4 protein-coding genes are annotated in these 13,454 nt (G+C 51.2%); 3 read left to right on the forward strand and 1 reads right to left on the reverse strand.

Translation table 11 applies throughout. The annotated features are described in order from the left end of the window. The first annotated feature begins 234 nt into the window (after positions 1-234). From ACR6Z4_RS00420 to ACR6Z4_RS00430, 3 genes are all read left to right on the forward strand, one after another. Entirely contained in the window at positions 235-8,037 is a 7,803-nt protein-coding gene (locus ACR6Z4_RS00420; protein ID WP_479715230.1) for an amino acid adenylation domain-containing protein, read from the forward strand. 274 nt (positions 8,038-8,311) lie between these two features. After that, positions 8,312-8,794, forward strand: a complete 483-nt coding sequence (locus ACR6Z4_RS00425; RefSeq protein WP_479715231.1) for a cupin domain-containing protein — start codon at positions 8,312-8,314, stop codon at positions 8,792-8,794. Between the two features lie 155 nt (positions 8,795-8,949). Then, on the forward strand, positions 8,950-11,517 hold the full coding sequence (locus ACR6Z4_RS00430) for a glycoside hydrolase family 31 protein (RefSeq protein ID WP_479715232.1): 2,568 nt from the start codon (positions 8,950-8,952) through the stop codon (positions 11,515-11,517). Positions 11,518-11,749: 232 nt separating this feature from the next. Here the strand turns inward: ACR6Z4_RS00430 and ACR6Z4_RS00435 are convergent, their stop codons facing one another. Beyond that, on the reverse strand, positions 11,750-13,354 hold the full coding sequence (locus tag ACR6Z4_RS00435; RefSeq protein WP_479715233.1) for a TROVE domain-containing protein: 1,605 nt from the start codon (positions 13,352-13,354) through the stop codon (positions 11,750-11,752). Positions 13,355-13,454: the final 100 nt, after the last annotated feature.

Below are 13,454 nucleotides of genomic sequence, written 5' to 3' on the forward strand. Positions count from 1 at the left end.
CGTCGCCTGTAGCGTTTTGGGTATGGCTGAATCCTGGCGTGAATTTGCATGTGAAACCTTCGGTTTCACATGCAAATTCATACCCAAAACCTCAGATCATTTCGTATTATTTGCCGCGAAAAATTGCTGACATCCTTGAATTTTCCGCTGAATTGAACGGATTTCGGAATTCTAGGGAATTTTGTTGGGTAATGACGCAGTTGATGTTGGCAGTTTTCACGAGGATGATTCGGCATGGGCGCTTGCGATGTGGTTCAACAATTTCTAACGGTTCATCAGTGTTTTGAGAGACAAGTGGCGCAATCTGCAACGGCGATCGCCCTGGAGTTTGCTGGTGAGCAATTCACCTATCAAACTTTAAATCAACGGTCTAATCAGTTAGCGCACTATCTGAGCACGTTAGATCTGGAACCCAATGCCCGTATTGGGCTGTGCATCGAGCGATCGCCAGAGATGATCATTGCTCTGCTGGCGATTCTGAAGCTGGGGGCAGCGTATCTGCCGCTGGATGCCTCGTATCCAGTTGAGCGTTTGGCGTACATGTTGGATAACGCACAGGTTGACGTGCTGCTGACCCAGAGTCAGTGGGTCGAGATCTTACCGACTCAGGGTAGACAGATCGTGTGTGTGGATAGGGATGCAGCGGCGATCGCGGCTCACAGCACCCAAAATCTCGATATGGCGGTCGATCCAGAGCATCTGGCGTACCTGATTTACACGTCCGGTTCGACAGGGCAGCCCAAGGGTGTGATGATGCCCCATCGGGCACTGGTCAATTTAATCCAGTGGCAGCGGCAGCACTCGACGGTGACCACCGGGCACACCTTACAGTTCTCGCCGATTAGCTTTGATGTGTCGTTTCAGGAAATATTTGCGACCTTTGCCACCGGCGGCACTCTGGTTCTGATTGCCGATGAGCTACGACGCGACCCTTACCGCTTGCTGAGATTTTTAGAGGAGGCTGAAATTGAGCGGCTGTTTCTGCCGTTTATTGCCTTGCAACAATTGGCTGAAATTGCTGGGGTGAAAGGCATTGTGCCGCAACAGTTGCGCGAAGTGATTACGGCAGGGGAGGCATTACGCATCACCGAGGCGATCGCTCAGTGGTTCGGTCAGATGCCTTATTGCACGTTGTCCAATCACTACGGCCCGACCGAGAGCCATGTGGTGACCGCCTATACGCTCACCGGACATCCCCAAACCTGGAGCCTGCTACCCCCGATTGGTCAGCCCATCGATCAAACACAACTTTATCTGTTGGATGAACAGCGTCAGCCCGTGCCGCAAGGCACTGCCGGAGAGCTATACATCGGTGGTGTGGGTCTGGCGCAAGGCTATTGGAATCGTCCTGATTTAACTGCCGAGCGTTTCATCCTCAATCCCTATGCATCCGATCCACGGTCGCGCCTTTACAAAACAGGGGATTTAGCCCGCTATTTGCCTGACGGCAATCTAGAGTATTTGGGGCGGATCGATCAGCAGGTGAAGATTCGCGGCTTTCGGATTGAGCCAGGTGAAGTCGAAGCTGCCCTGGAGCACCATCCTGCGATTCAAGACGCCGTGGTGGTTGCCCGAGAAGACGTTCTGGGCGATAAACGTCTGGTTGCCTACCTGGTAATGTCTTCGGATAGCAATCTGACTCAGCTTCCTGATGCTAAAGAGCTGCATCAGTGTCTCTCGTCTCAGATCCCTGAGTACATGGTGCCCAGTCGGTTTTTCTGCGTCGATCGCTTACCCCTGACCCCCAGTGGCAAAGTTGATCGGGCAGCACTTTCAGAGTACAACTCCCAACCATTGCCTATATCGCAACAGACCGTGAATGCGGACTCCGATGATCTGCCGCCAACCGAGACAGAAGCATTACTCAGCCAAATTTGGCAAACCGTATTGGGGCTGGATGCGATCGCCAGGGATGACACATTTCTAGAGTTAGGTGGCAACTCGCTACTGGCGGTGCAAGTGTTGACGCGGCTGGATGATGCGTTGCAGATGGAGTTACCCCTGCGTTGTTTGTTTGAAGCGCCTACCCTGCGGCAATTGGCTCAGGTGGTAGATTTAGTTCGTCAGGATATCCATTCTCCACCCCGAGTGGCACTGCACGCGATCGCCCGTGACCAACCTCTGCCGCTTGCCTGGGTGCAAGAGCCCCTGTGGTTTTTAGATCAATTAGTTCCCCAGCATCCGTTTTATAGCGTTCCGGAAGCCTTTCGTCTGACTGGATCTATCAACGTGGCGGCGTTGGCAGCGAGTGTTGAGGAAGTGGTCAAGCGGCATGAGGTGCTGCGGACAACCTTTGCGATCGCCAATGGACAGCCGATGCAACAGGTACAACCCTGTCCCGAGCGATCGCCCCTGATTGTTGTCGATTTGCGGGAGAGTGGCTTGTCACCAACTACTGCTGAAGCCGAGGTCTGGCAGCAGATCCTCGATGCGGCACGACATCCCTTTGATCTGACGACCGATTTACTGATCCGGGCGACGTTGTATCGCTTAAGCGATACGGAATCTATTTTGTTTATCAATCAACATCACATTATTTGCGATGGTTGGTCGATTAGTATTCTGCTGCAAGAATTGTCGTTACTCTATACTGCCTTTGCCGCAGGGCAACCCTCCCCCCTGCCTGACCTGAAGATTCAATATGGTGATTTTGCTGTCTGGCATCGGCAGTGGTTGCGTCCAGACGTGCGATCGCAGCAATTGGACTATTGGAAACACCAACTCAGCGGCGATCTACCGATCCTTCAGCTACCGAGCGATCGCCCTCGTCCACTGATGCCCAGTTATCAAGGGGCACGCCACTTTCTTTGTCTCCCTGATAACTTAACGCGGCAGATCAAAGGCTTGAGCCGACAGGCAGGGACAACACTGTTTATGACCCTGTTAGCCGCTTTTCAAGCCCTGCTCCACCGCTATAGCGGTCAGACCGATATCAGCGTTGGTTCCCTCGTGGCTAATCGCCAGCGGTCTGAACTGGAAACGATGCTGGGCTTCTTTGCCAATACGCTGGTGTTGCGCACGGATGTAGCGGGGGCACCCAGTTTTCGAGAACTGCTTCATCGCGTGCAAGCGGTGACATTAGCAGCCTATAGCCATCAGGATGTGCCTTTTGAGGACGTCGTGCAAGCCCTGCATCCCAATCGGACGCTGACGCAAAATCCGCTGTTTCAAGTGCTATTCAATCTGCAAAATACGCCAACGGCGGGGTGGACTGCGCCGGTGACGCTAACGCGGCTCAATCTGGATAACCAAACGGCAAAGTTTGACTTGTTTCTAGAGCTGGCTGAAACGCCGGAGGGACTCAAGGGCTATTTTGAGTACAGCACCGATTTGTTTGATGCCACCACGATCGCCCGCATGGCGGAGCATTTCTATAACCTGTTAGTCGGAGTGGTGGCGCAACCCGATCAGCCTGTGGGCAGCATTGCCATCCTGACCGCTGCCGAGCGCCAGCAGTTGGCGGCATGGAATGATACCTCGGCTGAGATTCCGTCTCTCTGGGTTCATCAACTATTTGAAGCGCAGGTCGAACAAACCCCCCATGCGATCGCCATAACCTTTGACGGACAACAGCTCACCTACCAGGAGCTGAATCACAACGCCAATCGATTAGCCCACCATCTGCAAGCAATTGGGGTGAAACCCGATACTCTGGTCGGCATCTGCATGACGCGATCGCTCGATCTGGTGGTGGGTTTGTTGGCAATTCTCAAAGCGGGGGGAGCCTACGTGCCACTAGATCCGGCGTATCCACCTGCCCGTATAGCTTTTATGCTCAAGGATGCTGAGGTGCCTGTATTGTTGACCCAGCGATCGCTATTGGAGTCGTTCCCGCAAACATTGCCGCACACCTTACGGCAACACCAGGCGGAGATGATTTGTCTGGATGACGCCGGTGAGACGCTGGCGGCTTACCCGGTAACAAATCCCGTCAGCGGAGTCATAGCGGAGCATCTGGCTTATACCATCTATACCTCTGGGTCTACCGGAAAGCCCAAAGGCGTACAAATTTGCCATCGGGCCCTGGCAAACTTTCTATTTGCTATGCGTCAGGAACCGGGCTTGGTGGCACAGGATCGGCTGCTGTCGGTTACGACCATTTGTTTTGATATTGCGGCGTTAGAACTGTATTTGCCGCTGGTGGTCGGTGCGAGTGTGGTTCTGGCAAGCCGAGAAACCGCCATGGATGGCAAACAGTTGGCTCAGTTAATGGAGCAGTCTGGAGCTACGGTGATGCAGGCAACTCCGGCAACCTGGCGGTTGTTGTTGGCAACGGGCTGGCAGGGTAACTCGCGGCTCAAGATCCTCTGTGGGGGCGAGGCACTGCCTCGCGAACTTGCCGATCAACTATTACCCAGATGCGCGTCTCTGTGGAATCTCTACGGACCTACTGAAACGACGATCTGGTCAGCGGTTTACCAGGTTCAACCAGATGATCAACCGATTCATCTAGGTCATGCGATCGCCAATACTCAAATCTACTTGCTTGATCCCCATCGGACGGCAACCGGGGTCATTGAACCCGTGCCGATTGGGGTGCCGGGGGAGGTGTGCATTGGGGGTCTGGGTCTGGCACGAGGCTATCTCAACCGCCCCGATCTAACGCAAGAACGGTTCATTCCTAATCCTTTGCGGCGAACTGGATTTGATCTCCCCTCGCCCCCGTGCATTCGCGCCGCTGTGCCAGAAAAAAATGGAGAATTGCCCGGAAGTCCTGCTTTTCAATGGGGATTCAGGGAGATCTCCGATACGCCCCTGGTGATCTCGGCAATGCTACCGCCTGACATGCCGTTGCCTGGGCATCCTGCGGGTGCAGATTTAACGGCATCGCCCCAATCTGCCAGGTCATTGACCTCGGATGATTCAATACTAAGAATTGCAGGGTCTGAATATCTCTATAAAACGGGCGATCTGGCTCGTTATCGTGCCGATGGTAGCCTTGAATATTTAGGGCGTATTGATCATCAGGTTAAAATTCGTGGCTTTCGGATTGAGTTGGGTGATATTGAAGCGGCTATTCAACACCATGCTGCCGTTCGAGAAACGGTCGTGGTGGCGCGGGAAGATGTCCCAGGAGATCCGCGTATTGTGGCTTACGTGGTGGCAGAGCGATCGCCCGATGAGGCATCGGTAGCCCAGCAAGCCCAGACCCAACAGTGGCAAAAAGTTTGGGATGCTGCCTACAGCCAGTCTGTTTCGGGTCAGGATATCACGTTGAATCTGGCAGGCTGGAACAACAGCTACACCGGATTCTTGACCGATACGGAAGAAATGCAGGAATGGATTGACGGCACCGTCGCCAGGATTTTAGCGCTTCAGCCGCAGCGGGTTTTAGAAGTGGGATGTGGCATGGGGCTGCTACTCTTTCGCATCGCCCCACACTGCGAACATTACCTGGGCATTGATCCCTCTGAGACCGCAATTTGGTATCTCAAGCAACATCTCACGGCTAAATCACAGTGGTCGCATGTGCAGTTAGACAATCGTACTGCCGATACGCTCGATGCCCTCAGCCCTAATACATTTGACACCGTCATTATCAACTCGGTGGTGCAATACTTCCCCGGCGTTGAGTATCTGGTCAACGTTTTGAAACAAATCATCCCGCAGGTGAAACCGGGAGGGTCTATTTTTATTGGAGATGTACGTAACTTAGCGTTGTGGCAAGCCTTTCATACCTCTGTGCAGTTGTATCAAGCGAACGCCGGATTGGCGATCGCCGATTTGCAAACCCGAATTCAAGAACGGCTTGCCCAGGAAGCCGAGCTACTGATTGATCCGAGCTTTTTTACAGCACTGCAACACTACTTGCCTGCGATCAGCCACGTCGAGATTCAACTCAAACGCGGTCGCTATCACAATGAGTTGACCCGCTTTCGGTATGACGTTGTCTTACATATCAATTCTCCATCGGCATCTAATGCGACATCCGATATCACACCGGATGTGTCATCCCCCTGGCAACTCTGGCAGTCTCACCGGACGGTCGCTGATATTGCTCATCGGCTGGAAATCGACCAACCCCAATGGTTTGGGCTGGCTGGTGTGCCCAATGCCCGTCTGGCAACGGAGCGAGAAGCCTTGAAGTGCTTGCAATCGGATTCGGGGCTAGAGACAGTAGAAGACTTGCGTCAAGTTATCCAGATGGCTGTTACTGAAGCCGGGATTGACCCGGAAGACTGGTGGCAGTTAGAGCAACAGTTGCCCTACCGTGTTGTCATTACCGGGTCAGCCAACTCCAGGGATGGTCGCTATGATGTTGAATTCCAGTATTTAGCTGGCGATCGCCCCGCTAGTTCATCCCCTCCAGCATCCGTCACGCGATCGCACCCACATCTGTTGGGATGGCAGAAGTATGCCAATACTCCTTTCCAGGGTAAGCACAAGCATCCGCTGATTGCGGAATTACAAACGGTGCTGCGTGCTTCATTACCCGATTACATGGTGCCTGCGGCATTCATCATGCTTGATGCCTTGCCCCTTACCCCCAACGGCAAGGTCGATCGCCGTGCCTTACCGGCTCCCAGTCGAGAGCGATCGCCTGCGCAAGCCTCATTTATTCCCCCACGTACCCCGATTGAACAGCAGTTGAGTCATATTTGGGCGGAGCTTTTGGGGATAGCTCCCATTGGGGTGAACGATAACTTTTTTGAATTGGGCGGGCATTCGCTGTTGATTGCCCAAATGGTTGCTCAGGTTCAAACAACTTTTGACGTAGAGTTATCGCTGTTTCATGTCTTTGCTTCGCCTACCATTCAAGATTTGGCAAAGGTAATTGGCGATCGCCAATCGGGCAGCACGACCAAACCGGCGGACATGATGCTTGATCTGGAAACTGAAGCTGTTTTAGATCCTGCAATTGTGCCACAAAAGCCGTTGGTAACACCAGCCTCTGACCCTACCCATGTGTTATTGACCGGCGCAACTGGATTTTTAGGTGCGTTTCTACTGCATGAACTATTGCAACAAACCCAGGCCAGTGTTTACTGCCTGGTGAGAGCTGCCAGCCTTGAAGCAGGCGCACAGCGGTTAGAGCGCAATCTTTCGCACTACGATCTGTGGCAAGCCGAGTATGCCTCTAGAATCATCCCGGTTCTGGGTGATTTATCATTGCCCTTGTTGGGGCTATCACCAGATTCGTTCCGTGCTTTAGGAGCTACTCTCGATCGCATTTATCATAGCGGTGGCTTTGTTAACTTTATCTATCCTTACTCAGCCCTAAAAGCCGCCAATGTGCTGAGTACTGAATCACTGGTACGGTTAGCAGCAGAGGGAACGCTGAAGCCCATTCACTTTATTTCGACGCTGGGTGTATTTTCTCCGATCGCCTATCCAGATGGACAAATCATTCGAGCGTCGGATCCGCCTGACCATGCTGAAGGATTGTATGGCTATACCCAGAGTAAATGGGTGGCGGAAAAGCTATTGGCGATCGCACGCACGCGCGGCATCCCCAGTACGGTTTATCGACCTGCCTGGATTGAAGGTCATAGTCAAACAGGAGTGTGCAACCGCAGTGACTTTTTCCGTAGTTTGATTAAAGGGTGCATTCAACTTGGGGTAGCACCCGATTGGCAAATGCCCATCGATCTGACGCCAGTGGACTATATCAGTCAAGCAATCGTGCATCTCTCGTTGCAAGAGACTGCCTCAGGGAATGCCTTTAATTTCTCCAATCCCAACGCGATCGCATGGCATGAATTAGTCGGTTGGATTCAACAATTGGGGTATCCCATACACCTGATTCCCTATGACCAATGGATTGCTCAAGTCCGAGAGCCGATTCAGCAGCAACCTGATAATGCACTGCATCCGTTTTCTACATTTTTGTTTGAAAAAGTGGCTGGGCAGCAGCTGACTATCCCTGAAATCTACTTCCAAACCCACTCGATTCAGTTTGATAGTCAGACGGTTGTCGATAGGCTAGCGGACTTACCGACCCCTTATCCAGCTGTCAGCGATCGCTTACTAACAATTTACTTTCAGGAGTTTATTCGTAGCGGTTTCTTGGAACCTCCTCCTATCGATACCTTCTGATCGCGCTCCCTAAGACCTCGGAGGTTTTGAGAACCTCCGAGGTCTCAATAAAGTATGAATTTGCCCCCCAACCCCCAATTCTGGGGGAGCCGGATTGCTCAAAGTCCCCCAGAATTGGGGGATTTAGGGGGCTACTAACATTGCCATCGCTCACCATTCATTCCTGTATTCAGCAATGCCGATAAGTTCAGATCTATCTTGCTAATCTTACCTGGTGTCAGCCACAAAGTTACTCTATCCTGCTTGAACAAGTAGAGCCAGAGGGATAAGTGCGATGAATCAAGTAAATGGATTAATTCTACATTCTCATCAAGGCGATTCATATTGGGTATTGGGCGACTTATATACGTTTAAGGCTGTGGGAGAAGATACTAATGGTTTGTATACCCTTATAGAACTGGTGATTCAGCCTCAAAATGGTACACCCCCTCACATTCATAGCCGAGAAGCTGAAGCATTTTATATTCAATCTGGAGACGTAGAGTTTCAGCTTGGCGATCGCATCATCGTTGCCACAGAGGGCACTTTCTTACATTCACCTGCGGGTCAGCTTCATCGTTTTGTAAATACCCGTTCTACCCCAGCCAAAATGCTGTGTTGGGCGATACCTGCCGGGGTCGAAAAATTTTTTATGGAAATTGGTAGCAAAGCCGATGATCTCTCAGCCCCACCTCCCGCCGTGATACCCGCAGATATTGAAAAAGTAATGGCGATCGCCCCTCAGTATGGCATTACGATTGTGGACGTTGCTCCATAACATCCGTCGATCCCTCCGATCGACTCGGCAGGATGTCTAATTAGGATGATGTCCTCTATTCCTTTTCCAACTATGTTTACAGAATAAGTGGGTAGCCCAATGCGGTACAACGGATACAGGCTGCCCAGATCGTGTTCTGTTCAACCATTACGATTATGACCTCAGCCTCAACTCCGTCCCCAGAGCTTGCCAACTTGCCTCTGAATAAATTCAAACAGTGGTCTTTAAAGGTCAAGTTTTTTCTAGGATCGCTGTTCTACATGACTTACGCTCTGTATGCATACAGTTATTCTAAAAAGCGGGATCAGGCGGAGAAAAGGTTTGCTACGCCTGTTGAATCAGACACCCCCGAAGGTATTGGTAACTTGCTGGATACCAAAGCAACGCTGCGGGGTGCTTACTTTTACTTCGAGCAAGCGGTGTTAGAAGTACGGTTTCTGAAGCCAGATTTTGTGTTGATGGACTGGCAACCCGGCATTGCACCTATTCCCTATGCCCTTGCCAAACCTGTCGAAGGAACGAGTTTACAAGATTGGTCAGATGTCACCATCATGCTGGAAGAAACAGCCGATGGCTGGGTCACGTCTGCGGGTGATTTTCTGGTATCGATCAGTCGTACAGGCACGATTCAGTTCCGTCGATCAACGGGGCAGTTGATTCGAGAAGAATACCCTCCCCAACGCAAGGGAAAAGCATGGATTCACTCTGTTCGGCTGCGTTCTGACGAAAGGATTTATGGCTTAGGAGAGAGGGCAGCCGCACTCGATTTGCGATCGCCTAACATCACGGCTAGAAAACAAACAGATGACCAACCTCCAGCCTCCAACCAGACCTATCGGATGTGGAATTATGATGCGGCAGGTATGTATGGACCTGGCTCTGATCCTTTATATATCGGCATTCCAGTTTACATCAGTCTTTGTGATCAAACCAGCTATCTCAATTTCTACGAAAATTCCTTTGAAGCAACGTTTACCGTTGAGCCAGAAACATTGACGGCTGAGTTTGCCGGGGGTGCGTTGCGCTCTTATGTTGCGGTGGGTTCACCTGCCCAATTGCTAGAGCGCTATACGGAGTTAACCGGGCGATCGCCTCTGCCTCCGCGATGGGCGTTGGGCTATCACCAGTCCCGCTGGGGCTATCGCACGGAAGAGGCAGTACGGGAAACAGTTCAGGCGTTTCGTGCTCTCGATTTGCCGCTGAGCGCCATTCATCTAGATATTGATGTGCAAGTGGGCTATCGTGCTTTTACCATCGACCCCGATCGCTTTCCTAAATTGGGGCAGTTTACCAAAGAACTTGCCAATCAAGGGGTGCAGTTCATCACGATTCTCAATCCGGGGATTAAATTCAGCCGTAAAAGCAAGTTGTTTTTAGAAGGGCGAATGCTGGATGCTTTTTGTAAGTTTCCCAATCGAGAATTAGTGCTTGCGCCGGTGTGGTGTGGCTGGTCTGTGTTTCCCGATTTTACTAACCCCTTGGTGCGGCAATGGTGGAGTCGTCAGTATGAATTTCTGTTGGATGTCGGTGTAGCAGGGTTTTGGCATGATATGAATGAACCCGCTGCGTTTATTACCTGGGGCGATCGCTCACTACCCAGTGTGACCCAACACAATATGGAAGGTCGCGGAGGGGATCATACAGAAGCACACAATGTTTATGGCTTTTTGCAAGCCCGAGCAGGCTATGAAAGTCTGGTGCAATATCGCCCCCACCAACGACCGTTTATTGTGTCTAGAGCAGGTTGGGCAGGGCTACAACGGTATGCATGGACATGGACTGGAGATATTCAGTGTACCTGGGACTGTTTGCACCAAACTATTCCTACCGTATTGGGGTTGGGGCTTTCTGGCATTCCTTATAGTGGGTCTGATATTGGTGGCTTTCAGGGCAACCCTTCGGCAGAACTATATTTGCGCTGGTTTCAATTGGCTACTTTTTTGCCGTTTTATCGCTCCCATTGTTCCAATAATGTAGAATATCGCGCCCCCTGGACGTATGGTGAACCATACCTGAGCATCATTCGAACCTTCCTGAAGTTGCGCTACCAGTTGATGCCGTATTTGTATACGCTGGCATGGGAAGCGAATCAAAAAGGATACCCTCTAGTTCGTCCTCTCTTCTGGTATAACACCGATGATGCTCGATTTTGGCACGTAGATGATGCCTTTTATTTAGGCGCATCCTTGTTGGTGTATCCGATTGTGCAAGACGGTGGGCGATCGCGCACAGTCCTTGTGCCTGAAGGCAGATGGTATTCTTTTTGGAATGATGCGATCGTAGAAGGAACGGCAGAGGTTGAATTAGATGCCCCGCTGGAAACGATACCGCTGTTGGTCAAAGCGGGTAGCATTTTACCCATGAGTGAAGCAGATACATTGATGCTGCACCTTTATCCACCGGCTGACGGAGCCGCAGAGAGTCAGGTTTACAGCGATGCAGGCGATGGCTATGCCGAATGGCGACTCGATCGCTTTCGCATGGTGCGATTTGCAGACGGCATAGAAGTATTTTGGGAACAGCAAGGCGATTATCCAGTAGTTTATAAATTTCCCTATACCAGGGTAGAACTTCATTTTCATGGCTTTCAACCCGAACAAGCCTGGATAGAAGATGGTGAAGTTTCTATTCGGGAGAAAGGGTTAGAACCCGGTACGCGAGGATATTCTCTGGACGTCAGTCCTTTCAGACAAGCGTACTTCAAAGGAAAATTTAGCCAGTAGAAACGCGATTCAACCATTCATGCAGGCTTGTGGATTTACAGCGCTTCGCGCTTGAATAGGGTCAGATTTATTGTTGTGTGCCGCGCTCCGCGCGGCACACAACAATAAATTCTCGGTTTTGTAGCAGTCGAGGGTTAATTAGGACAAGGGTTGTGTGAGAACCCGCGCGGAGCGCGGGTTCTCACACAAACTCCTGATTTAACCGTCTCGACGGTCGTCATATGCCGATGAATCAGAGGTCTCCTGCTGCAATCATCTGGATCAGGCGTGGAGTTCCCGGATCGAACCCGGCAATATCCCATGACATGGAATCTTGGGGATCCACTAAGGAGATATTGTAGGGTGCCAGGGTGACATACACTGCCTTGGCTTGAGGATTCACCTGACGACGATATTCAGCCAATGCTTGACTGGGGTGCTTTCGCCCTCCCCAGCTTTCACAATCTGTCCAAAAGCAGAAGACATCTGCTTTGAACTTGTGCTGAATTGCCCAGTCATAGGCAACAGAGGCATCGGTGCTACCAAAGTTTTGATTGCTGGCTTTGGCGATCGCATTGCTAAACGAGTCCCGTGCCGTGATATTCAAGTTACGGAAATCGGTTGCAAATCCTCGGATGACATAGTGTTTCTCCGCTTTTGCGGTCGCTAACGCCATTGTGGTAGCAATCTCACAACAGGTCAAACCGATGGAACTGACGCTGTAGGCAGACATAGATCCTGAAACATCGATGGCATGTAAAAACACCTTGCCCGTGGGTTGCACGACATCAAACGAAAGTTCTAAAGCTTGCTCCAAGATGTCCAGAATCCGCGGAACTGGCTCCCAGGTTTTCTGGCTCCGTCCCAACCGTCCCCCTGATTGATACGTCTTCAAGGCTTTGAGCACATCAATCGGATGAATTCGCCCTTTGCGGAGATGATCAGCACTATTGAGCACATTGGCAACTCGCTTTAAGTTGTGCCGATCCGTCGCACTCAGCACCCCCAGCTGAGTTAACGAGCCTAGATTGCGTAGCAATGCACCAATGGGCATGTCATTAAATAACAGTTGCCAGGCTCGCTGATCCATGTTGCCGACGGGAGCTGCCATTTCATGGGTTAATCGACCTTTGGCGATCGCTTCATGGGTTTTTTCTGGATTTCGCTTCAGCCATTCATACCACCAGATCTGGGCTAGAGCATTAGAGGGAATCTCTGGAGGCAGAGTGTCCCATCCTTGAATCACCCATTGAAACAGTTGGTTATGATCGTCCGTGGGTGGCTTAACATGAAATAGACGCAATGCATCTCGATGCGAGAACCCTTGGCGTTGTTGATACTTCAGCAGTTGGTATGCCAACGCTTTGACATCCGCCTTGGCTAACCAGGACGTTCCCGCTTCGCGCACAATCTTACCAAACCCGCGCATGGCTTTGGTATAGCTCAACCACTCATAGAAGTGACTTCCAGTACGCACAACTTGAGGAAAAATAGATTGAAACGCGTGCTTGGCTTCTGGCATTTCACCCATAGACAGCAATACTAAAGCAAACAATGGCGCACTATTATTCATCGCCCGTCCATCGCTGGCATAGAGGATTTCTGCGGCAACCCGACGGGGATCCGTGGCGATCGCCTGGTTCAAGACCTGCACAAATTCACCCGTTAACTCGTGCTTATCCGCATAGTAGGTACTCTGCGCTGTCCCAATCAGTAGACAACGACGCAGTGTCGTCCACATGTCTGCTTTAAACATATATCCACCCGATCGACCCTGGATCATTTCTGCTTCCCGTCCAGGAATCGGTTGATGCTGCGCCGTTTGCAGCGGCTTTTGGGCAAAAAACTGATAATTCATCTTAACCTCCAGCCCGTGAGGGCAATTAATGGTTGATAGTCATCAAAACTTGAGTTCTCCAAACCTCAATCCCTGCTTGTAAGCCAGGGGCAAGGGTATG

The sequence above is a fragment of the Calyptranema fuscum S582 genome (assembly GCF_055793305.1).